Origin of the sequence: Aeromonas sp. 604176 (genome assembly GCF_049170755.1) — a bacterium.
In the GTDB taxonomy this organism is placed as follows: domain Bacteria; phylum Pseudomonadota; class Gammaproteobacteria; order Enterobacterales; family Aeromonadaceae; genus Aeromonas; species Aeromonas veronii_A.
This window is the reverse complement of the sequence record NZ_JAAKNE010000067.1, coordinates 1-22,930: the sequence shown is the minus strand read 5'-3', so window position 1 is coordinate 22,930 and position 22,930 is coordinate 1. Positions and strand designations below refer to the sequence as shown.

Here is a 22,930-nt window from a genome sequence, read left to right as displayed (position 1 = left end):
TGGTGGAGCTACGCGGGATCGAACCGCGGACCTCTTGCATGCCATGCAAGCGCTCTCCCAGCTGAGCTATAACCCCAACTCACCTCGGCGCTGACGAAGTTATCTCCGGCAACGGAGGCGCATGATAGGCATCACCCGCTTTGCTGTCAACCCTAAAATAACCGCGACTGATTCGTTTAGTCAAAATTGCAGCAGTTCGCTGTTTTTACCAGCAAGGCGCGTGCTATCTCTCTGTTTTATGTCACAAATCGGCTCAAGCACCTATACAGGAGAGGCCGTGCAGCAAGCCTCTTTCCCCATGCAACGCCCCCGCTCTCAGACCTCTCTATGCTGGCAGGTAATCAGCTTCTCCCCCGTCACCTCGGGAAAGCCTTTCCATAAAGGGCATTGCATTTGAAAACCCTTTCCATGATTTTTGTAAATTTACAACACAGAAAGTTGATCTGGCTCACAAATGACCATAGGATCAAACCGTGACCCAAGTCACACACCATAACCATAAATGACAGAGCGATGAGGTAAACCATGTTTGAGAATCTGGCAGTCCTGTTCCACCTGCGCGGTGCAACCACCAAGAACGGCGTTGTAGAGAAAGATGCCTATGCCCCCTCCACCCGTGAATACTACTTCCGCTACGGCAAATAATTGCTGAAAGTCTTTCACGGAAAACGTAATAAAACTACAACACACATCATCACACAGCCCTCTCGAGGCGCTGTCCTGTCCGGGCCAGATGTTCCACGGCCAAACCTGAACTCCACCAAACAAGAATGGGGCCCGCAGGCCCCATCTTTTATTGCATCGGCTCATTGCAGGATCTCGGCCTGATCCAGGTATGACACCATGAAATCCCCTTGCCGGGAGCGCTGGCTTGGATAACACCAGCATCCGGGAAGCTGGCTATAATGCTTGCCATCCTTGTTCAACAGCCAAATGCCGTCGATTAGGTACTGCATGAAGGGACAGCATGACGACGGACAGAGATTTAAAAAGAGCAAGCGAAGTTGAGCAAGCCCTCATCCTGGCGATACCGACCCGCTGGCCTGTCTCGCCAACAGCGGGATGCTCGCCTCTCGGGCAACCTGAAAATATTCGGCCGCAGACTTTCCAGCAGTGTAATTACAACAGCGGAAAGGTTACCACGAATCAGGTTCACACCTTATCAGAGAGCAGTGCAGCCATCACTTGGGGAGAGCCTTCATGCCGGCACCACAAGTCGGCCTGACCGGATACAAGACAGAGCAGAAAAAGAGGGATTGGCAGAGCAACCAATGTTCAGCGCCGCGGGTTGCAAAAGCGGGGCATGACCAGCATGCCCCGCCACAACTCAAGCCTTATTTACAGCTGGCGGCCCCCACATCCTGCCAGACGTCGTGTTTGCCGGGCTCGTTGCCCTTGGTCCAGTATTGCGCTTTCCATTGACGCCCATTATGGGTGGTGACCTCGCCACCGTTGTAAGCTACATTGGCATCCCAACCCAGTTGCACCTTGCTCACCAGCAACCACTGATCTGCGGTACGGCTCGGCTCGTTGCCCTGAGTCCAATACTTGGCCTGCCACACCAGCTGGTTGTGACTCACCTTGTCACCGCCGTTGTAGACCTTGCTCGCCTGCCAGGCAGGCCAGTTGGCCGCATCCGGATCGGTGGCCGAGCAACCGCCACCACCGCTGACCGGCTTGACCGTCAGACGGGTTGCCGCGCTGGCATCCAACCCACCGTCGGAGACGGTGAGGCTAAGGTCATAGGCGGTGTCGCTGGTGACGCTCGGGCCGGTGACCACCAGGGTGGCACTGTTCTGACCGCTGGCGGTGAGGCCGGCCGGTACCGTCCACTGATAGGTGAGCGGATCACCGTTCGGGTCAGACGCGGTCGCCTTGAGGGTCACCTGCTTGCCAGACTCCACGGAAGCGGTAGCCGGCAGGCTCACCAGTGGCGGCAGGTTGGGCTGCGGCGCCTTGTTGGTGACCACCACCTGATCCTTGGCACTCAACTGCTGGTCATCGGTCACTGTCAGCTCGAACACCAGATTGATGTCGGTGGACACGGCATCGAGTACAACGCGGGCCTTGGCCTGAGTGGCATCAAACAGGGTGGCCTGCGGGCCGGATACCTGCTTCCAGCTATAGGTGAGGGCGCCATTTTCCGCGTCGTGGGACGCGGAACCATTCAGCGTCACCTCGGTCGGGCCAGTGACACTCAGATCGCTGCCCGCGTTGGCCACCGGCGGCTTGTTAGCTGGCGGAGTGGTTCCCTCGCCGTGACCCAACCCCTCGTGCATGGCATTGAGGATGTCGCCGTTGTCGGCATCAATCTCCCAGGAGAAGAGGCCGCCCAGCTTGTTGGCTAGCACATACTGCCCCTTGGCCTTGACCGAGCGGTCGTTGTCATAGGTGATGAGATCGCCGGTCGAAGCCTTGAACAGATAGGGAGCCTCGGCCACCTCGTCGTAGCTCTTCTCCCAGCCAGCTCCCATCCGGTTGTTGACGATGTCGCGGTAATCGACCACGCCATCTTCCCAGGTGCCTTTCACCTTGCCGGTCGCCTTGCCGGTGAAGGGGTTGTTGCCCTGATAGCCGCTCACGCCAGTCCAGCCACGGCCATACATGGCGGCACCGACCACCAGCTTGCCGGGGTCAACCCCTTGCGCCAGCATCAGGTTGACTGCCTTGTCGGTGGTGTACTTGGTATCGGGATCCCAGCTCGCCGCGTAGAGGTTAGTCTGGTGGCCCAACTCGGTGTTGCTCCAGGCGCCGTTGTAGTCGTAGGTCATCATAAAGATGTGGTCCATATAGGGTTGGGCCGCCCTGTAGTCCACATCCTGGATCTTGTCCCCCCCGGCCCCGATAGCCGACGTCAGCTCATACTGGCGACCAGTCTGCGACTCCAGCTCGTCGAGCATGGCGCGCAGCTCCTTCATCAGGGCCACGTAGGTGGCACCATCACTCGGGCTACCCAGCTTCGGGTTGGCACCCTGTCCGCCCGGATACTCCCAGTCAATGTCCACGCCATCGAAGAATTTCCAGGTCTGCAGGAACTCTTTGACCGAGGCGACGAAGGTATCGCGCTTGGTTTTGTCACCGAGGAAGTAGAAGGGGTCGGAAAGGGTCCAGCCGCCGACGGAGGGGAGGATCTTGAGGTCAGGGTAAGCCTGTTTGAGCGCCATCAGGGCACCGAAGTTACCCTTGTAAGGCTCGTCATAGGCAGTCAGGCCACTTTGCGGCATCTGAACGGCGGCCCAAGGATCGTGGATCGCAACCTTGAAGTCGGCACGACCGGCACACGCACGTTGCAACGCCTGGAAGCTCCCTTCGATCTCCTTGAGGCTATCGTTGAGGCCATCCCCGCCACAGATGGGGGTGAAACCATAGAGGATATGGGTCAGGTTCTGGGCCGGGATCTTGTCCACTGTGAACTTGCGACCATAGACGCCCCACTCCACGTAGTAGGTACCGACCACCTTGCCGGACTTGTTGGCGTAGGGCTTGTTGTTCTCCTGCAACGCGGCCTTTAGCGGCGCCAGGTGGCTGCCATCGGTATCGGCGACCACGATCTCCTTGGCATCAGAGAGAGTACAGCCATCGGCATTGCAGAGGGCCACCTGCATCTGGTAGCGCCCACCTTTGTTCACCTTGAATTTGGCCGTGCCTGCAGCAGCAGAGGGGCCAGACCACACCTCCTTGCCATCAAGCAGTACCTTGGCAGTCTGGCCGACGTCACCGCTCCAGAGGTTCCAGTTCACCTCCACATCGGCGGCATCCTTGACCTTGACCAGATTGTTGTAGGAGGTTGCCGCCTGATCCACTTCAACAATGGCGAACTTGATGGGACCCCAGCCGATGGTGGGCTTGCCCGGCGCAGCCGCATAAACGGCAGATGAGGCAAGCAGGGAGCCGACCATCATGGCCAGCAATGCGGGTTTTGGACTTAGCATATTGTTTTCCTTTACGTTATGGACAAACGAAAGGGCAACACAACACGACAGGCAACACAAACACGACTACCCCTTGGCAAAGGCAGCCAGCATAACACTGTGGTGGCCCCGCTATCCCAGCTCAACAACGCCTTTAGACCGGAGGCTTTGCGTCCCGACTTTTCAATCGGTTTGCCCTTGTCACAACTTTATTTTCGGCGATAACTAATCGCGAATTAACTCTATGGCAATTTATATAACTAAGCAAACAAGACCATTCCAAACCCGCTACTGGCCGTACCTGACGCTGAGCCATAGCTTCATGATTCATCTTTAAAATACAAGGGAGCATTGGCCATGATTAATAGCTACCCAACTGATTAAGCTAAATATTTCACTAAAACAAAATAAAACGACAAAAGCTCAATACCTGTGGCACAACACAACAAGAGGTAGCCATACCTCACGGCAACAAGTGAATTAAAAGTCAATTTATTGCATACCAGTATCTTCCTCCCCCCACCCCTTCTTATTCAGACACCACAAACTTGTTTATCTGACCCCCAGAGCACAAACGTACAATCCGGCCAGAATGTAAGCAACTGGATAAACAGACATACGCAGTTGTTTATTTTTATTGGCATTTTTATATAATGCCCGCACGTCCCAGTGGCACAGCTGGATAGCGCGCGCCCCTCCTAAGGGCGAGGTCGCAGGTTCGAATCCTGCCTGGGACGCCACCCATCATCCCCTTTTCGCATTCACTCATCTCTTTGGCGATTCGTTCGACGTCCAGCAGCACTCTGCTTGCACCATCAAAATTCTCACCAAGTCACAAGTAATTGTATTCACGCGGCATTCGGCATCTCTCCTCTCTCTGATAGACTGCTTTTTTTGGCTGAGCCCTACGGCAAAGCCAGCAGCTTCATCTTGCAAAGGAGTGTTGGATGTCCGGATGTTCCTGGTGGGATAGATCCACCGGTTTTGCACTGCTGACCATTGTGCTATGGGCCTCACTGGCGGCGCTGACGTCACGGGTCACCAGCGTGTCACCACTGGTGCTGGTCGGGCTGGTGCTGTTTTTCTGCGGGGTCGGGGCCTTGCCGTTTTGGCGCCAATGGCGCGCTCGTCCTATTACCTGGCTGGTGACGGTTACGGCATTGCTGCTCTACCATCTGCTGCTCTTTATGAGTTTTCGCCATGCCCCGGTGCTGGAGGCCAACCTCATCAACTACCTCTGGCCGCTCTGCATCATTCTGTTCACCCCGCTGTTGTTGCCCGGCCATCCACTCCATGCCCGTCATCTGCTGGCTGGCGCCTTTGGTCTGGCGGGCTCCATGCTGGTGATGGTCAATGGCGAGCTGCAACTGCAACAGACCTATCTGCCGGGATACCTGTTGGCGCTCGGTGCAGCTGTCGTCTGGGGAGCCTACTCGGTATTATCACGCCGTCTGCCGCCAGCCCCCGCCGTGGTCACTGCGGCAGCCTGTCTGCCCGCGGGTTTGCTGGCGCTGCTGCTTGCCCGTCTGCTGGAGGGGCCCCTGCCGCTCGCGCAGATCCCCACCAGTGACTGGTGGCTGATCATCGGGCTGGCGCTGGGCCCTATGGGGGCGGCCTTTGTGACCTGGTATCTGGCACTGCGAGACGGCGATCCACGCCGGATCGGTGCCCTTGCCTACCTGACACCGCTGCTGAGTACCTTGCTGCTGGTGTTGCTCAATGGAGAAACGCTGACTTCGCGCCATCTGCTGGCCGGTGCACTTATCATGGGAGGCGCCCTGCTCGGTATGCTTGGCCAACGCAACAGCGCTCAGGTATCCCCAGCCAGTTAAGCCGGCAAGATAGGACCACCTGACCATGCTGTCATAAAAACGCCATCATCCCTGTTTAGGCTCTGGCCACGCTCCCCCATGGTCTGTGCTGACAGGAATTACCCCGTGAAAATCGCCCATTACGCCACCCTCTCCTCCCTTGTTTTGTTACTGGTCGCGGGAGGACAGGCGCTGGCCCTCTACCACGGCTGGCAACAGCTTGCCCGTACCAATCAGGCCCAGCATCAGCACGAGACGCTGCAACAACTGGTGACAGTGACCCTGCAAAACAGCCTGCGTGACTACCTCAACAGCGGCGATCCACAGCAACTGACCGCTGCGGAGAAGATCCGCCAGCAAGCGCTTTCCTCGCTGACCACTCAGGATGATGCCGTGGCGGCCCCGCTCAGGCAGCAACTCGAACAGATGGGGCAGCGCATCGCACACGACTATCAGGCCGCAGGCAAGCTCTCGGGCAACAGCCAGCTGCTGCTGCAAAATGCGGAGAGTGAGCTGGGCAGCCAGGCCATGGCGCTGATCCGCTATGGGGAGCAAGGTGCCAGCACAGAACAATCTGCCGCGGCACAACAATATCGCAGCGGTGCGGCCGAGATCCTGGCGGGCCTGCCGCGCCTCGCCCATTTGCGCCAAAGCTATATGGAGCAGGGCAATGAAAAGCTGCTCGAAGGGATCCGCTTCGAGCTGGAGGCACTGCAAAAACAGGCGCAAGCACTGCAAGCCTTGCCGCTGATCGGCCTGTATGAAGAGGCGCCCGCCGATGAGTTCACGCTGGGGGAGCCGGTGCGCAAGGAGCTGGGAGATCAACCACGCAGCGAATTACGCTCGCTGCTGGGCCGCTATCCGCAGGAGCTGGCCAACAGCCGCACGGCGCTTCAGCAACAACAGGCTGGCCGCCAGACCGTGCAGCAAGACATCATGGCCATGTTGCAAGCGACCAGACAGATGGGGGAACTACTTGCCCACGAACGGCAAGCCGTCAATCAGGAGCTGGCCACCATCCTCGGCACGCTGGCGCTCTGTCTGGTGATAGTCGCCCTGCTGTTTGCGCTGGTGCAACGACGCTGGCTGCTCACCCCCTTGTTGCGACTGCGTGGAGCCTTTCTGCAGCTCGATCAGACGGGGCAGGCCGAGCCGTTGCCTGCCGGGCGCGATCGCAACGAGCTGGCCGATATTGTTGCCAGCTACAATCGGCTGATCGGTCGCCTGCAACTGGACCAGCAACAGAAAGAGGGGCAGCTGTCAGCGGTATCCCTCAGTCTGCAAGGAATGGTCAGTCAGGTTGACGAGATCCACCACAGCACCCGCACCACCGAACAGGTGGTCGACGAGAGCGGCCAGATGATGGATGAGCTGAACCTGCTGGCCGGAGAGGTCCATCAGGTCGCCGCCGACATCGCCCAGCATGCCCACCATAACGAACAGGCGATGAGCCAGAGCGAAGATCTGGTGGGGAGCATGCTGCACGCCACTCATCAGACAGGACTGGCGATTGACGAGAGCGATGAGGCGCTGCAAGCCCTCACCCGCTCGGTTGCCGATGTGACGGCCATTGTCGATGTGATCGGTCATATCGCTCAGCAGACCAACTTGCTGGCCCTCAACGCCGCCATCGAAGCGGCCCGCGCAGGGGAACAGGGACGCGGCTTTGCCGTGGTCGCCGATGAAGTGCGCCACCTCTCTGCCAATACCCAGCAGTCCCTCAACCAGATCACCGATATTCTGGGGCGTCTGACCCAATCCGGTGAACAGCTTGGCACTGTACTGAACCGGATCACCAGCGAATCAAGCCGCCAGCGGGCACAGGCGGAACAACTGCGCCAGACTACCCAGGCGGTGAGGGAGATCGCCCGCAACACCGCAGTGATCGCCCTGCAGGGGGCCGACAACGCCAAAAGTCAGGAACACAAACTGGCCAGTTTTGCCGATCTTATCGCCCGTATCCATCAGCATGCCCGTCAGGTGAGTCAGCTCTCGGTGCAGGTCTCGTCCCATATCCACCATCAGGCGCAACAGATCCCCCGCATCCTCGGCCAGCAAGGCTGACCCTATTCGCCCCACATCCCCACCAATTCACTTTCCCTCGACCAGAGGGAAAGTTTTTTTGTAGCACAAAATTATATGTTGCCTGCAGGTTAACAGCTTCCCTTCCCCCGTATCTGATGAAAACCCGCACCGGCGCTGGCCACACCTCCAAGAAAACGCTCTCATTACCGTGATACCTGCCATGAGGCTGTTTACGACCTTGCCCATGATTATTTGCACTCGGTCATACTTTTGAAACGTTGAGGGAACTTTTCATTGATATTTCGCACCGCGAACGTACTCTTGGAGTTGTCCGATAGCCAAGAATCGGAACAAAAAAAACAACATGTGATGATCAGGACTGCCAACTACAGATGTGCCAAGACATCCGGGTTTGCAGGTAGCCAAGAGAAGATTTTTTGCCCTTCGGGGTTTTGATTGCAATGCCAATACCGAGCGGTAGGCCCGATGCCAGCTGCCGGAAAAAAGCTAAGTCCATAAAATCAGGAGCAATAAAAATGGAAAAAGTGATCTTCAAGCGCGCCGCTTTGAGTGCCGCTGTGGTAGCCGCTCTGGTCGCCCCCGGCATGGCGTTGGCAGCCCAGGATATGATGAGCCCGGAATATGGCCAGTCCTATGAAACCTTCGTAAAAGACTCCAAACTGACCGGTGGCCTGTTCTACTTCCAGCGTGATCGTCAGCGCATCGATGGTGACCCGACTGCCGCCAAGAAAGAAGGCAAGTACCAGTCCAACCTGAGCCATTCCACCGTCCAGGCAGCTCTCAACTTCAACTCCGGTTATGCCTGGGACACTGTTGGTCTGGATCTGGGCGGCTTCGGTGCCTATGACCTGGCCGTTACCGAAAACCATCCGGTCAACCAGGAGAACGAATTCTCCTTTGCAGGCAACTCCTGGGGCAACAACTACAAAGATGGCTCTCCCGAGGGTGGCTTCAGCCTCTCCAACGCAGCTCTGAAGCTGAAATTCCTGGACGGCGGTGTGACTGCCAAGGGTGGTTACACCCAGCTGTATGTCCCTGGCCAAATCGGTGTTAACTGGTCCTATCAGCCGGGTACCTATCGTGGTGGTCAAGTCGAAGGCAACTTTGGCGGTCTCTACCTGACCTACGCCATCGCTGACGAGTACAAGGCCCCTTGGTACAAAGAGACTCAGGTCTTCTCTCGCGCCAAAGCGTGGATGGATCCGTTCGCTGATGAAAACATCATCGACTATATCCACGGTATCGCGGCTCGTTACACCTTTGAAAATGGCACTGCCGTGACCGGTTCTTTCGGTCAGTCCGAAGGCTACATGGACAGCTACCACTTCAAACTGGCTCACAAGTTTGACGTACTGGGCGGCCTCGCCACCAGCTACCAGTTCTACGGTTCCGAGACCGAGACCTACACCAAGGGCGGCTCCCAGATTGAAACTTACGACGGCCTGGCATGGCAACAAGCACTGACTGCTGCTTGGAACTACGCCCAATACGGCTTCCGTCTGGAAGGTCTGTGGACCAAGGCTGAAGGTGCGGAAGGCAACTACCTGCCCCGTCTGACCCGTGGCTACGCCAACTCCCAGGGCGCCAACGAAATTTGGTGGGATTCCCGCTCTGACTGGAACGCCAACAACGAAAAAGCACTGTTCTTCGGCGTGACCCGTTCTCTGGATGATCTGGTTGGTGCGCCGGGCTGGGCTGTCGGTGTATCCGGCGCCTACGGTTGGGATATCGAAAATGGCCAAGGCAAGAAAGCAGCCAACGGCGAGGATACCGAGTGGGCCGTCAACTTCGATGTCAGCTATACCGTGCAGGATGGCAAGCTGAAAGGCACCCTGTTCAAACTGCACTACACCGACTACAACAACGACATCAGCCAGGGCGGCGGTTGGACCGATTACCCCAACATCTTCGCCTCCGAGCACGACGTCAAGTTCCACATCATCATGCCGCTTACCTTCATGTAATCAGGCAATACGATGTCAGCAAACCGGGCCACTTGGCCCGGTTTTCTTTTTTCCGGTTGGCAGGCTAACATGCGAGCCGGATAAGGGTTTTATCCACTCACCAGCACGCTTTTGTCAGCAGTCACAAGGACGCCATCATGCCCCGTTTTGTTTTGATCACCGGTTGTTCCAGCGGTATTGGCCTCGCCGCCGCACAGGCGCTCGGGCAGCACGGTTTTACCGTGATCGCCTCGGCGCGCAAGGCGGAAGATGTGGCCCGTCTGCAGCAACAGGGATTGCTGGCAGTACAGCTGGATCTGGCGGATTCTGCCTCCATCGAGCTGGGTGCCAGTGCGGCGCTCCATCTGGCAGGCGGGCGCCTCTATGGCCTGTTCAACAATGGCGCTTATGGCCAACCCGGGGCGCTGGAAGATCTGCCCACCGAAGCGCTCAGGGAACAGTTCAATACCAACCTGTTTGGCTGGCACCATCTGATCCGTCAGGTGCTGCCGCCTATGCTGGAGGCCAAAGAGGGGCGGATAGTGCAGAACAGCTCGGTACTGGGACTGGTTGCCATGAAGTATCGCGGCGCCTATAACGCCAGCAAGTTTGCGCTGGAAGGTTATAGCGACACTCTGCGCCTCGAACTGGCGGGTAGCGGGGTACATATCAGCCTGATTGAACCGGGCCCCATCGATACCCGTTTTCGTGCCAATGCTCGCAACGCCTTCCTGCGCCACATCGATCCGGCTCAGAGCCGTCATCAGTCGGCCTACCGCCAGACCCTGACGCGGCTGGAAAAAGAGGGGGCCACCAGCGGCTTTACCCTCTCGAGCGAAGCCTGCATCCCGCCGCTGCTCCATGCGCTGACCCACGCCCATCCCAAGGCACGCTATCCGGTGACCACTCCGACCCGGCTGTTTGCCTTCTTGCGACGGGTATTGCCCACTCGCTGGCTCGACAAACTGCTGGCCAAATCGGCCTGATCCCGTGATGGGCGACAAGCATCCTGCCGCCCGGATTGAGTTAGCTGTATAGCGGTGTAATCCAATCCGCCAACCTGGTTTGTCCCCCTCTTCAGTAGTGCTCACCGTTGCTGTAGTAAGCGCTCTTGACCAGAGGGATCACCTGCACCACCACATAGGTCTGCTCCCCCAGCACCCGTTTCAAATGGCGCGTGATAAGGCGCGCGGCGGCGTCCTGCATCTCCTGCGGCCGCTCGAACCAGTGCAGCTCGACAAACGGAAAACCCACCTCTGACTCACCGTTGCGTATCCAGCAGCTATCAATCCGCTCCATGGTGACAAACTCCGGCTTACCGCCGGTCAGCTCGCAGAGCTCGGCCAGCAGCGGGCCGCTCACCTGTTGCAGGGTATCGAGCGTCACGGCGCGAAAACGAAGATGGGGCATGGCAAACCTCTTGGTTATCTGAAATGAGGACTTATCATAGGGGTTATTGTCAGCAAGAGAAGTCACCCGGCGCACATTAAGGATCCCCATGAGATTTCATCGCACCCTCTTTGCCTTCCTGCTCTGCCTGCTGCTACCGCTGCACGCCTTTGCCGATCCCGCCTTCTATCGGGTGAGCAAGGGCAACCTGCAACACTGGCTGCTGGGCTCCATCCATGCGGGCAAGTCTGCCCTCTATCCTCTGCCCGAGCCGGTGGAGCGTGCCTGGCTGCAGAGTCGCACACTGGTGATGGAGGTGGACATGAACAGCATCACGCCGGATCAGTGGCAACAGACCGGCTCCCTCACCCGACTGGTGGATGGCAAACCGCTCAAGGATCATCTGCCTGCCGAGCTCTATCAACGCACCCTGATGGCGGGGGCCCGCTATGGCATCGACGAGGCTACCCTCGCCACCCTGCGCCCCTGGTTTGCCGCCATTACCCTGACCCAGGCCGCCATGGCCCGCTCCGACTTCAAGAGTGAACTCGGGATAGACCAGCACTTTGCCGTCCGGGCCGCCAAAGAGGGCAAACCGGTAGTGGGTTTTGAAACCCTGCTGGAGCAGCTCGGTTATCTGGCCAGCGTGGGTGACAACCAGACCCTGATGCTCGCCAGCACCCTGGATGAGCTACCAATGCTGGAGAGTGGTTTCGCCGCCGTGATGAAGGCGTGGCAGCAGGGAGATGAGCCAACGCTGATCAATCTGCTCAAGGAGGAGATGGCCCCGCCCGCGCTACAGAGCTGGATGGAGCAGACCCTGCTGGCCGAGCGCAACCATAACTGGCTGAAAAAATGGTCCACCCTGCCCAACGAGAGCTTTATCGTGGTAGGCGCCCTGCACCTTTACGGCGAACAGGGGTTGCTGGCGTTGTTGGAGCAGCAAGGGTGGCGCATTACCCCGCTCACCACTCCAGGTCCGGTGCAGACTCGGTCGCAAGGAGTCCAGTGAGAACGATCACAGAACGCGCTGGTTATTAAACAACCTGCAAGGGAGTTGATCGGGATCATCCCGGACGGGGCAAAGAGGTATTTATCATGCCTGTCATCAACCGGGTGACAGGAGCAATAAAATGGACTTTTGGCTGGACCTGATGTTTGGCAACAGCGTGGGATTGATGTCGATGCTGGTGATTATCGGCACCTTCTTGCTCATCAGCTCTTACGCGGCCTACTTCATCTACAAGGTGATGCACTCGCAACCGCCTCATTCACAGCAACCCCATTCTCAACAGCCCAAAGAGGGAAAATAATCCTCTGACCACAGGCGGTAGCTCACACTGACCGCCTGTGCTGTTTTATGGTTCGCGACTGTGATTCCCGGGCCAGACTGCACCAGTGTCCATGCTGGGCGCCCCTTATCCCCTCCCCCTTTCCCCGTTTTCTGTGCCGGTTGCGGCCGTTATAATGGCCCCCACTTTTTCTTATGGGGAGCCTGCCGTGTCTCATAACGACGAACTCTCGCTATTCATGAATGAAGTGGCCGACGTGCGGCCCATTCGCAGCGACAACATCCATCCCCATGCGGCCAAATCCGCCCCGACCGAGGCACAGCTCGCTCGCCGCCAGGCTGCCACCGCCGAACAACTCGCCCTCGACCACCTCACCATGGAGGCCATCGAGATGCGCGATCCGCACGAAATCGTCGGCTTCAAACGCGATGGGGTGCAGGAGGGGGTCTACAAGAAGCTGCGGCTCGGCAAATACGAGCTGCAGGCCAGCCTGGACTTGCACCAGAAAACCCTCAATGAGGCACGCCAGACGCTGGTGCAGTTCATTGCGGATTGTGAAGTCCGGGATATCCGCTGCCTGCTGATCCTGCACGGCAAGGGGGAGCGCAGCACCCCGCGCGCCCTGCTGAAAAGCTATGTGAGCGCCTGGTTGCCGCAACTGCCCGCCGTCATGGCGATCCACAGCGCCGAGCGTCGCCACGGCGGCAGCGGTGCTCTATACGTGCTGCTGCGTAAAAGCGAACGCAAAAAAGTGGAAAACCGCGAACGGCACCAGAAGCGGCTCGGCTAATCCGCGTTTCGCTCCCACGTCTTTTGCCCGCCCGCATGAAGGTGGTCAACTATACAGCGGCGGTGTTAGCATCGAACGGCCCCGATCATGCCAGGTACGGGGCTGCATACCATCAGGGACGATAACAAGGACAATCCCATGTCATATCAAAAGCTTGAACAACATCAGCAGCAGATCCACCGCTTTAGCCACCTCGCCGCCATCTGCGGCTGGGATCAGGCGGCCATGATGCCGGAAGGGGGCAACGATGCCCGCGCCGAAGCAATGGCCGAACTCGGTCTGCTGATCCACCAGAAGCGCACCGCTCCCGAGCTGGGCGACTGGATTGCCAAGGCCGAGAGTGAGCCGCTCGATGAAGTGCAACGTGCCAACCTCGGCGAGATCAAGCGCCAGTGGCAAGATGCCAGCCTGCTGCCCGGTGAGCTGGTCGAAGCGCTGTCGCTCGCTGGCAGCAAGTGCGAGCACGCCTGGCGCAGCCAGCGCAAGAACAACGACTGGGCCGGTTTTGCCCCCAATCTTGAGGAGGTGGTGAAACTCTCCCGTGAAGTGGCGCAGCTGCGGGCCGATGCCCTTGGCGTGCGCCCCTACGACGCCATGCTGGCGCTCTATGAGCCGGGCATGACCAGCGCACGGCTCGATCAGATCTTCGGCGATCTCGCCAGCTGGCTGCCGGCTCTTATCCAGACCGTGAGTGAACAGCAGAAGGGCGATGCCCTGCTGCTGCCGCAAGGCCCCTTCCCCATCCCCACCCAGCAGGCGCTCGGTCAGGAGGTGATGGGACTGCTCGGTTTTGATTTCGCCCACGGCCGGCTCGATGTGAGCAGCCACCCCTTCTGTGGCGGCGTGCCGACCGACGTGCGGATCACTACCCGCTACAACGAGCAGGAGTTTGTCTCCAGCCTGATGGGCATAGTGCACGAGACAGGTCACGCCCGTTACGAGCAGGGACTGCCCCGTCATCTGCTGGGTCAGCCGGTGGCCGAAGCGCGCTCCATGGCGATCCACGAGAGCCAGAGCCTGTTTTGCGAGATGCAGCTGGGCCATCATCCGGCCTTCCTCGCGCTGCTGGCACCACGCATTCGTCACCACTTCGGCGAGCAGGCGGCATTTGCACCGGACAATCTGGCCAAGCTCTACAGCCGGGTCGAGCCGGGCTTTATCCGGGTCGATGCGGACGAGGTGACCTATCCGGCCCACGTTATCCTGCGCTACGAGCTGGAGCGCGATCTGGTGGAAGGGAAGATCGAGGTGGCCGACATCCCCGAGCTGTGGGACGCCAAGATGCAGCAGTGGCTGGGACTCTCCACCAAGGGCAACTACCGCAATGGCTGCATGCAAGATATTCACTGGACCGACGGCTCGTTCGGCTACTTCCCGAGCTACACCCTGGGCGCCATGTATGCCGCCCAGCTGCGTTTTGCCCTCGAAAAAGAGCTGGGCAGCATGGGGGAGGTGATCGCAGCGGGCCGCTTGCCGGAGATCTTCGGCTGGCTCGGACGCAACATCTGGTCACAGGGGAGCCTGCACAGCACCGACGAGCTGGTGCGCCGCGCCACCGGTGAAGCGCTCAACCCGCACTGGCTGCGCCAGCATCTGGAACAGCGCTACCTGAAGTAATGAGCGCAGTAAGCTAACAGCAGAACGGGGCCCTTTTTAGTTGACCACTACAGGGCCCCGTTTTTATGGCGGTTCATTTTTATGGCGGTGCATGGCACAGCACGCCGCCACAACCATGCTGTAAAAAGAGAGGGTTCAGAGGGGGTCCGGTGAACCCAGCAACTCGCGCAGTTGCAGGATATTGCCCTCAGGGTCGAAGGCGTTGCGCACCACAAAGCCGGGCCCCGTCCACTGCTGTGGCAGCAGGCCGCCGCCGAGATCCGCCGCCTTCGCTTCTGCCCAGGCGAGGCTGGAGACGGTGAAGAACAGCTTGATGGCCCCCTCTTCCCGCAATTCCGGCGGCCGCTTGATAACAACTTGCCCGGTATAAGGCTCGGGAATGGCGTGGATCAGCAGCTGGATATCGCTGTTTTCCAGCACCACCAACTGCTCATCCTGACTGCAGACCACCATCTGCAGCAATGTACGGTAAAAGTGGGTCAGCAGGCCCGGATCCTTGGCATAGATCAGGGCACCGGCACGAGCTGGGCCTGGCATGGAGCACTCCTCAACAGTGAACGACTGGGTGGACAGATCTCCACCTTCTCACAGTTGCGCGCCCCATTCGATCCTTTTTAGCGGCTCGCCAGCCTCACTGCACAAAGTGCCACTGCCGCAGTGCCAACGTCGGAGGCGGCCCCTGATCGTCCCCCAGATCTGCCATGCCCAGCGCCTCGTCATAGTGCACACCGCCCGCACCGCTCTCGGTCAGGTGCTTGGCACGCACCGCCCCGTACAGACCGCCACTTCCGCTGATCTTCATCTCGGTGAGCGGGGCATAGAGAGCGGCATAGAGCGGCGTATTGCCCGACAGCTTGACCCCATCCTTGCCGCTATACGCGGAATAGATGGAGATAGCGGGCGTACCGCCAGCGGTCAGCCCCTGTTTGGCTGCCGTCACCTCGGCACCGGCCCCAAGATCGACCTTGCCGCTGACGATCAGGGTCAGGCTGCTCCCCTCGCTCACCGTCAACTTGTTGCTGCCTGTCATGGTGAAATCCTTGTCGATCAGCAGCACCACATCCCCCTTGATGGTGAGCTTGGCATCGGCCCCCATATTGAGGCTGTCGAGCTTGTAAATAGTCTGTTCCTTGCCAAACAGCTCCCCTTTGCCGGGGAACGGTAGCCCGGGCTTGTGCTGGTTGCTGCTGGTTACCGAGCCGGTGGAGGGATCCGTGGTCAGCACCATCTGCTGGGTGGCCCCGAGCGTCAGCGGGCCATTGATGGGCAATGTTGCAGGGGGGAACGATTTGGGCAACGCTGCCACATTGAGCGGGTCACACACCTGCCCGGCCACAGGCGGTAGCTTGGGATGAGCGCGATATTGGGGATCCAGATACTTCTGATGCTTGGCATCAAGGAATGCCCCGTTCCCACCATAGTTCAACTTGTCGCCAGCAATGCTGGTGCCATGACCCATAGAAACATCACCATTGATCGCAACAGCTCCGGCAATATGCCCCCCTTGCAAGGCAAAATTTCCACTCCCGTTTACGCTGCCCTCCACCCTGACGACTCCATCAGAGGGAGAAATGGTGATGTCGCCGCCAGCAAGTACATTACCCGCAACAGGTGAAGATCCGTTCAAGGTCACCGAGCCGGTCGCCCGCACATCACCCCAGATGGGGGAGTGCCCGGCGAGCACTACATTGGCCTTGTCGCTGACGGTCGCCACCTTGGCGTTCTGCCCCTGATTAAGGGTCCCGGAAACAGACTCCTTGTACGCTCCCTTGCGCGAGTCATAACTATCGATAAAACCGCTACCGGAGAGGCTTAGCCCTTCGCATGCCACTACCGAATCCTGAAAGATGAGATTGCCGGGCTCGCGCTTGAGGGCAAACAGCGCGTTGAGACTGGCATTGCCCTCCAGATAACGGCCATGGCTCTGCAACGCCAGTTTGCTGCCTGTAGAAGCATCCAGCTGATCGATGCGAAAGCGGCTGCCCGCCATAGCCCCTTCCCCCTTGCCTGGCACCTTCTGCACCAGTTGATCCCACTCTATCCGTGGTTCGGCGCCGAGCGCCTGATGCAGGGCGCGATAACTGTCGTTCATCCCCTGCTCGGCACTGAGCTGTGCATTGATCTTCTTGTGAAAATTGCCGCTCAGGCGGGTTTGCAGCTGGTTCTCCTGAATGCTGGTAAACACCAGCAGGCTCGACAGCAGGCTCACCACCAGCACCACCAGCAATACGGCTCCTCGCTGCCCCTGCAATCCCTTGTTCATCCTGCTCCCCCTGCACCGGATGTGGCCAGCGCTGCCGCCCAGACCGCCTTGCGGCGTGCCACCTGCACCTCTACCCCAGGCGCCAGATAGCTCGGCAGCCCTTCGGGCAAGATGCGGATATTGACCAGCGCCCCCTGCTGGCCGAATTCAAGATCCTGAAGATGGGCCAGCAACAGGCGCGGGCCATCCCCATCATCGCAACTGAGTACCGGCGGCGTGAAGCGGTACTGCTCGGTAAAATCGGCGGTTTTCTGGTTGCCAAGGCAGGAGAGCACCGGACTGCCCCCCTCTACCTTGAAAGCCAGCGTCAGGCGATCAGGGGTGACCGCTATCAGCTGATCCGCCTGCTTGACGCTGTTGGTAAAGGTGAGAGTGGCAAAGCGCAGCACTTCGTTCGCCTGCTCCAGCGCCTTGCTCTGCTCAACCGTGCTCTTGATAGGCACGTAACCGGCAAAAATAGCCAGCATCAGCATCAGACCGAGCACCATGGAGATCATCAGCTCGACGAGACTGACACCTCGCTGTCGGAAGGGAACGTTCAGCATAGTGGCGGAAACCCTGCGTTCAGCTCAACCCGCCTGGCACCGGAGATCCGCGCATCACGCCACTCGATGGCGACCACAAAGTGGTCGCTGTAGCGACTAGGCAGCACCAGCTGGTGGCCCTCGTGCAGGGTGAAGCGGGCAAGAAAATCGCCCTGGGTGAACCGCTCCGGCTTGCGCTGCACTTCGCACAGCGAACCCCAGATCTGCTCCACACTGTTGCTCGCCTCAATCGTGGCCAACGTACTCTGCAGGCTATAGTGCGCCTGCTGCAACGAGACCACCTGCCCCTTGGCGAGACCGAGAAACACCATCACCGCCAACACCATGGAGACCATGATCTCCACCAGATTGAAACCCTGCTGGCGAGCAGGCGCGGTGTGTCTCATGAGCAGCTCCCGTGCAGCAGCTGGCCGCTCGGCGCCACACAGAGCACGCGCTGATCTCCGAGGCGATTGGCCAGAGTGATCTCGGCGTGGCTGCTGCTGCCGGTTGGCGCGATCCGGATCGGCTCAAACGGTTTGATCACCACTCCGCCAGCAGGTGCTGCCGCCTGACGCAGCAACTTGCTGTCAGCCATCACCTCCCAGCCACCGTTCTCGGTGCCCTGCAGTACCACCGGCAGGGTCAGCTTGACCGCTTCGCTGCGGGCAAAGCGGTAGGCGGAAGCGAGTTCGGTCGCACTGCGAGAGAGCCGCTCGGCCGCAAGCCGCTGACTCATGGAGGGCACTGCAACCAGCAGCAAGATGGCGGCAATGCCGACCGTGATCATCAACTCAATCAGGGTAAATCCGCGCTCGTTCATCTTATGATCCCCAGCAGTCATGACGATTGGCCGCGCGATAACCGGTCTGATCGAGGGTCAGAGTGCCGCACTCATCCTGTTGTCGCGTCGTTGGAATGGCTTTGAGCAGATAGTCGCCAGCATCTTGCTGGCTGTAGCTGAACTGGTAAAAATCCGTGTTGGAAGGGGTGGCAAACGTGTCGGGATAACGGCCCTGTTGGGTATAGATACGTTCGAGGGCGAGCGCCTGCTCCAGCAATTGCTGCTGTGCTTCGTAACGACGTCCCTGTTGCAGATAACCCTGATACGCTGGCAACGCGATGGCCGCGAGAATGCTGACAACCGTCATGGCAATCAACAACTCGATCAGACTAAACCCCCGGCAATGGGGCCATGCCTTACAGTCGTTCACTTATCATCCTTGGCAAGTGTTGTTATTGGTCGGCCTTGGGCCGCAGATGTGATGACTTAATAATCACAAAAAATTAACTGACTCAATTGAACAACACAAAATCACCACATTCAATGTAAAAAAGATAATTATGTGATCTGTTATTAATTTATAAGCAGTTTTCGCCGCCACTAATCTCGCTAAGCAAATAAAGCTAGGCCAATCGAGCCTCCGACCCCATCCGTTATGAGCTCTTCTGCCGAGCATTGCCAAATGGACAACAACGGAGCGAAGAGTGAAACCCAACCGTGCAACGAAAGAGTAAAAAAACCTTTCGCCAATTTTTGCTATCCCTGTCCGTTTCTGGCTAGTCATGGCCCCCGAGCCCCCTTACTCTCTTGCCATCTATTCCAGCAAAGCCGCCAACACCATGAATGCAAAGCCCAGCCCAGAGTCGTCACCGGATGAGGTGATCAACACCCTCAGCCGTGAACAGTGTCACGCCGCACGGCTCGCCCGCGACGCTCGCTTTGATGGCCGTTTTTTTACCGGCGTCATCTCGACCGGCATCTACTGCCGGCCAGTCTGCCCGGCACGGCCACCGCACGAGCACAATGTGCGCTACTTCCAAAGCGCCGCGGCCGCCGAGCAGTATGGGCTGCGACCCTGCCTGCGCTGCCGCCCTGAGCTGGCCCCCGCCGCCCGTGGCGATCTGCCGGTTGAACTGGCACGTCTACTGGCACGCATCGATCGCGGAGAGCTGGCGGAGGGCACGCTCGCCAAACTGGCCACTGAGGCAGGGATCAGCGAACGCACCCTGCGCCGCCAGTTCGAGCAACATCTCGGCGCCTCACCAAAACAGGTGGAGCAGACGCGCCGCCTGCTGCTCGCGAAACGGCTGCTGACTGAAACTGGGCTGCCCATTACCGACATCGCGTTTGCCGCCGGCTTTGCCAGCATCCGCCGCTTCAATGATGCTTGGCTCAACGCCTACGGACTGGCCCCGCGCTCCCTGCGCCAGCAGGAGCAGCACGGTGACGCGCCAGAGCACATGAACGATCAGCCGCGCGGCGCAACGCTGACGCTGCAGTTGCCCTACCGTCCCCCGTATGATGTGGCGGCCATGCTGGCGTTCTACCGGCTGCGTGCGATCCCCAGGCTGGAGCGAGTAGATGGCGAGGTGTATGAGCGGCGCTACCAGGTCGGTGATCAGGTCGCGCTGGTGCGCATCGCGCAGGGCAAGGGGCACAGCCTGCAACTCACCGTTCATGATCTGCCGCTCGCGGCGCTGCCCGATCTGCTCTATCGGGTGCGCAGGATGTGGGATCTCGATGCCGATATGCATCGGATCGGCGATCTGCTCGCTCAGGATCCTCTGCTCTCCCGCTTGCTGGCGCGCTGGCCCGGCGTACGGCTGCCGGGTGGCTGGGACGAGTATGAGGTGATGCTGCGCGCCATCGTCGGCCAGCAGGTCTCGGTCAAGGGGGCCATCACCATACTCGGGCGGCTGGTGGCTCGCACCGAGGCGCAATTCGGGATGGCGCAACTGCCGACCCCCGCCCAGTTGTGCGAACTCGATCTCGACGGTATCGGCATGCCCGGCAGCCGCATTCGTACCCTGCGCGGCGTGGCACAGGCGCTGGCCAGCGGCGAGCTGACCCTCACGACAGCCAGTGACGAGCAGTTGCTGGCGCTGCCGGGCATAGGCCCGTGGACGGTCTCTTACTGGCGGCTGCGCTGCGGGCTGGATACCGATGCCTTCCCCGCTTCCGATCTGGTGCTGCAAAAGGCACTCGGCGGCGGCACCAAGCTGCCGGTAAAAGAGGTGTTGGCGCAAAGCGCAGCATGGCAGCCGTGGCGCAGCTATGCGGCCAGCTGGCTGTGGCATGCCATGAGTGAAGCGCCCGATTTGCTGCTCCATGCCACCAGCAATGAACAACAGCCAGATACCCAACAACAGGAGATAACCCCATGATCCGCTACGATATCCTGCCGACCCGCTGCGACGATCTGCTGGTCGCCATCAATGAATCCGGTCTGGTGCACGTGGACTTTGTGGCGGGCCTGCGGGCACTGCCCGATATGAGTGGCTGGCAGCAAGATCACGGGGCACTGGCCCCCTTCCTCGCCGAATTTGACGCCTATTTTGCCGGTCGCTTGCAGCGCTTCTCCCTGCCCCTTGCCGCCCGTGGTACCGCCTTTCAGCAGGCGGTGTGGCAAGCGTTGTGCGACATACCCTACGGCGAGACCCGCAGCTACAGCGATATTGCCCGAGCCATCGGCAAACCGGATGCGGTGCGAGCAGTGGGCGCGGCAAACGGCCGCAATCCACTCTCGATCATCATTCCCTGCCATCGGGTGATCGGCCAAAACGGCAGCCTGACCGGCTATGCGGGAGGATTGGAGATCAAAAAAGCGCTGCTGGCGCTGGAATCAGATCGGCTTCCATTGTGACAATCCCTTGAGAGAAATAAACACATGGACAGGTAAAGGACTCGATCGCAGTGAAACCTTTTTTAAATGAAAGCTGTTAGTTGAATTGGCTAAAGCCCAGAAAGATCGAAATCAACTTCGTAAAGCTTTCTTTTTGCACAGATGAACTGACCATTCTCAATGGCACGAACATTTGACAGACTCCATGCCCAATAACCTGATTCCCAACCACTTGAACAGGCGGCAACGACCTCACTAGGCTGCCACTCATGAATCTCCTCAATATCAACGATCGCAACGGCCTTACCATAGGGGTCAATCGGCATGTCGCGAGATAAAAATACTGAGTTTTCAACAATCAAAAGATCGCGAATAGGGAGGTATTGAGGGCACCATGAGCGCACCTCCAACGTTTTCTTTCCTGAAGCAATATTTGCCCCATGCGGACTCACGATCGAAAGTGCGAGCATCAATACGTCCTTGTATTTTCCTGTCATGGTAAGAGCCAGCGTAAGGATGGGTAACATCTCTCAAGCCATTCAATGAGTTATATTGCCATTTGACAATATACTTGTCAGTCACCGTTTCAGGCTGCCCATCACATGCATTTCGCAGCGGTTGCAGTCAAAACGCAGGCGGAAGGTGTCTTTGCCCATTTTGAGTTCCAACGGCTCGGCCTTGAGACCAGGCACCTCGTTCGGGCAGAGGTTCTGGCTATAGCGGATGCAATGCTTGGTGATCATCAGCACCACTTCCCGCTCCTCCTTGTTCGCCTCATAGGCGGGAGCGATGCGCTCCACCCCGTGTTCGCGGAAGAACTGCTCGGCGGCGCTGTTCAGCACGTTGCCAAGGTAGGAGAGGCGGTGCTGGGGATAGCTGATATCCCGCAGGGCGATACGTCGCTCGGGGCGCTGGTAGCTGGCCACTCGCGCCACCTCCAGCGCGGCGATGCCCTCCCGGCGCAAACCGTTGAGCTGTGATGCGGCGATAAATAGCGGGTGAGTAAATGCCAACTCAATCTTGCGCGCCACAAACAGGGTATTGCCGAGTTTGCCGAGCTGGTCACGCGCCTGTTGCAGCGCCCGCTCCGGGTTGTCGGCAGGCTGTTTGTCACAAGGCACGGTCACTGCGGCACTGATGCCCTGCTCGTCGGTGAGCGTGAGGCTCACGCCCTCATCGCACTCTGCCAGCACCATATCGACCCGGATGCGGCGATCCGCGCTCGCCTTCTCCAGCATCTTGCTGAACGCCTGATCGTGGTTACGGTAGATTTCGGTCCCCACCTTCAGCCCCGGCATGCGTTCTGACAGGAGTAACTGCTTACCTTCGACCTTGTTGAGACGCATACCCACCAGCTCGTTATTCGGCTTGAAGAAGCCGAGACCATCGCCGTTGTTGAGGGTGACCTGTTTGCCATCGATCTCGATACCGTCACGGGTCACCTTGGTGACCCGCCCCAGCGGTTCGCCCACATATTTCGGGCTTTTTGTGGAGTCGATCCCCTGCTGGCGACCATGGAGGAAGTAATCGGTGCTGCCGCGGTTGAAGCTCTTTTTGGGGTCAGGCGTGAAGCTGTAGCTGCAACGACCCGCAGAGGCGGCGACCAGATCGGAGCGGCTATCCAGAATAGCGTCCAGCTTCTGGCGATACCAGGCGGTGACGTTCTTGACGTAGTCGAGCCCCTTGAGACGCCCTTCAATCTTGAAGGAGCGGATCCC

At 58.9% G+C, this 22,930-nt stretch carries 20 protein-coding genes, 2 tRNA genes and 1 riboswitch; of the genes, 11 read left to right on the top strand and 11 right to left on the bottom strand.

All coding sequences use genetic code 11. The annotated features are described in order from the left end of the window. A tRNA-Ala gene (locus tag G5358_RS13080) sits at positions 1–76 on the bottom strand. Positions 77–1,334: 1,258 nt separating this feature from the next. Beyond that, positions 1,335–3,932: a glycosyl hydrolase family 18 protein gene (locus G5358_RS13075; RefSeq protein ID WP_421324213.1), complete on the bottom strand. Its 2,598-nt coding sequence runs from the start codon at positions 3,930–3,932 to the stop codon at positions 1,335–1,337. 98 nt (positions 3,933–4,030) lie between these two features. Continuing rightward, a riboswitch (cyclic di-GMP riboswitch) is annotated at positions 4,031–4,118 on the bottom strand. 456 nt (positions 4,119–4,574) lie between these two features. On the opposite strand from G5358_RS13075, the gene G5358_RS13070 reads away from it, so the two are divergent. The 5 genes from G5358_RS13070 to G5358_RS13050 all read left to right on the top strand — a co-directional run bounded on the left by G5358_RS13070 (position 4,575) and on the right by G5358_RS13050 (position 10,697). Beyond that, positions 4,575–4,651, top strand: a tRNA-Arg gene (locus tag G5358_RS13070). A gap of 207 nt (positions 4,652–4,858) precedes the next feature. Further along, complete coding sequence (locus G5358_RS13065; protein ID WP_216951927.1) at positions 4,859–5,743, top strand: DMT family transporter; 885 nt, start codon at positions 4,859–4,861, stop codon at positions 5,741–5,743. Between the two features lie 105 nt (positions 5,744–5,848). Beyond that, positions 5,849–7,786 carry a methyl-accepting chemotaxis protein gene (locus G5358_RS13060; RefSeq protein WP_216951928.1) on the top strand — a complete coding sequence of 646 codons (1,938 nt, stop codon included), beginning with the start codon at positions 5,849–5,851 and terminating at the stop codon, positions 7,784–7,786. A gap of 497 nt (positions 7,787–8,283) precedes the next feature. Further along, positions 8,284–9,732, top strand: coding sequence for an OprD family outer membrane porin (locus G5358_RS13055; RefSeq protein WP_216951929.1), 1,449 nt, complete (start codon positions 8,284–8,286; stop codon positions 9,730–9,732). A gap of 137 nt (positions 9,733–9,869) precedes the next feature. Next, positions 9,870–10,697: an SDR family oxidoreductase gene (locus G5358_RS13050; protein WP_216951930.1), complete on the top strand. Its 828-nt coding sequence runs from the start codon at positions 9,870–9,872 to the stop codon at positions 10,695–10,697. A 91-nt stretch (positions 10,698–10,788) separates the two neighbouring features. Here the strand turns inward: G5358_RS13050 and G5358_RS13045 are convergent, their stop codons facing one another. Beyond that, positions 10,789–11,121 carry a DUF1904 family protein gene (locus G5358_RS13045; protein ID WP_216951931.1) on the bottom strand — a complete coding sequence of 111 codons (333 nt, stop codon included), beginning with the start codon at positions 11,119–11,121 and terminating at the stop codon, positions 10,789–10,791. Between the two features lie 88 nt (positions 11,122–11,209). Here G5358_RS13045 and G5358_RS13040 point away from each other — a divergent pair, with 88 nt between their 5' ends. The 4 genes from G5358_RS13040 (at position 11,210) to G5358_RS13025 (ending at position 14,799) form a co-directional block, all read left to right on the top strand. Beyond that, entirely contained in the window at positions 11,210–12,112 is a 903-nt protein-coding gene (locus tag G5358_RS13040) for a TraB/GumN family protein (RefSeq protein ID WP_216951932.1), read from the top strand. A 121-nt stretch (positions 12,113–12,233) separates the two neighbouring features. Next, positions 12,234–12,413 carry a DUF3149 domain-containing protein gene (locus G5358_RS13035; protein ID WP_005338733.1) on the top strand — a complete coding sequence of 60 codons (180 nt, stop codon included), beginning with the start codon at positions 12,234–12,236 and terminating at the stop codon, positions 12,411–12,413. 187 nt (positions 12,414–12,600) lie between these two features. Then, positions 12,601–13,182: a DNA endonuclease SmrA gene (gene smrA, locus G5358_RS13030; protein ID WP_139477016.1), complete on the top strand. Its 582-nt coding sequence runs from the start codon at positions 12,601–12,603 to the stop codon at positions 13,180–13,182. A 138-nt stretch (positions 13,183–13,320) separates the two neighbouring features. Then, the gene (locus G5358_RS13025) at positions 13,321–14,799 is read left to right on the top strand and encodes a carboxypeptidase M32 (RefSeq protein ID WP_088870002.1); all 1,479 of its coding nucleotides are present in this window, start codon (positions 13,321–13,323) and stop codon (positions 14,797–14,799) included. A 135-nt stretch (positions 14,800–14,934) separates the two neighbouring features. Here G5358_RS13025 and G5358_RS13020 read toward each other — a convergent pair whose 3' ends face one another. From G5358_RS13020 to G5358_RS12995, 6 genes are all read right to left on the bottom strand, one after another. Then, positions 14,935–15,336 (bottom strand): VOC family protein, encoded by a 402-nt coding sequence (locus G5358_RS13020; protein ID WP_159143128.1) that lies wholly within the window; start codon positions 15,334–15,336, stop codon positions 14,935–14,937. A 94-nt stretch (positions 15,337–15,430) separates the two neighbouring features. Then, positions 15,431–17,062, bottom strand: a complete 1,632-nt coding sequence (locus G5358_RS13015; protein ID WP_421324212.1) for a DUF7305 domain-containing protein — start codon at positions 17,060–17,062, stop codon at positions 15,431–15,433. Further along, positions 17,059–17,607: a PilW family protein gene (locus G5358_RS13010; protein ID WP_216979366.1), complete on the bottom strand. Its 549-nt coding sequence runs from the start codon at positions 17,605–17,607 to the stop codon at positions 17,059–17,061. The genes G5358_RS13015 and G5358_RS13010 overlap by 4 nt, the downstream gene beginning before the upstream one ends. Next, the gene (locus G5358_RS13005) at positions 17,601–17,993 is read right to left on the bottom strand and encodes a type IV pilus modification PilV family protein (protein ID WP_159143122.1); all 393 of its coding nucleotides are present in this window, start codon (positions 17,991–17,993) and stop codon (positions 17,601–17,603) included. Before G5358_RS13005 ends, G5358_RS13010 begins: the two co-directional genes overlap by 7 nt. After that, a complete protein-coding gene (locus tag G5358_RS13000; protein WP_421244650.1) occupies positions 17,990–18,409 on the bottom strand; it encodes a GspH/FimT family pseudopilin in 420 nt (139 codons plus the stop codon). The genes G5358_RS13005 and G5358_RS13000 overlap by 4 nt, the downstream gene beginning before the upstream one ends. A 1-nt stretch (position 18,410) precedes the next feature. Then, positions 18,411–18,800, bottom strand: coding sequence for a type IV pilin protein (locus tag G5358_RS12995; RefSeq protein ID WP_005343572.1), 390 nt, complete (start codon positions 18,798–18,800; stop codon positions 18,411–18,413). 409 nt (positions 18,801–19,209) lie between these two features. Between G5358_RS12995 and G5358_RS12990 the strand changes: the two genes are divergently transcribed. Both G5358_RS12990 and G5358_RS12985 read left to right on the top strand, forming a co-directional pair. After that, a complete protein-coding gene (locus G5358_RS12990; protein WP_421324211.1) occupies positions 19,210–20,754 on the top strand; it encodes an AlkA N-terminal domain-containing protein in 1,545 nt (514 codons plus the stop codon). After that, the gene (locus G5358_RS12985) at positions 20,751–21,233 is read left to right on the top strand and encodes a methylated-DNA--[protein]-cysteine S-methyltransferase (RefSeq protein ID WP_421324210.1); all 483 of its coding nucleotides are present in this window, start codon (positions 20,751–20,753) and stop codon (positions 21,231–21,233) included. The genes G5358_RS12990 and G5358_RS12985 overlap by 4 nt, the downstream gene beginning before the upstream one ends. A gap of 89 nt (positions 21,234–21,322) precedes the next feature. Here the strand turns inward: G5358_RS12985 and G5358_RS12980 are convergent, their stop codons facing one another. Together G5358_RS12980 and G5358_RS12975 are read right to left on the bottom strand one after the other, a co-directional pair. Then, positions 21,323–21,739: an ASCH domain-containing protein gene (locus G5358_RS12980; RefSeq protein WP_254204218.1), complete on the bottom strand. Its 417-nt coding sequence runs from the start codon at positions 21,737–21,739 to the stop codon at positions 21,323–21,325. A gap of 51 nt (positions 21,740–21,790) precedes the next feature. Beyond that, the coding region (locus G5358_RS12975) for a DUF3656 domain-containing U32 family peptidase (RefSeq protein WP_421324209.1) at positions 21,791–22,930 on the bottom strand (1,140 nt) is incomplete at its 5' end.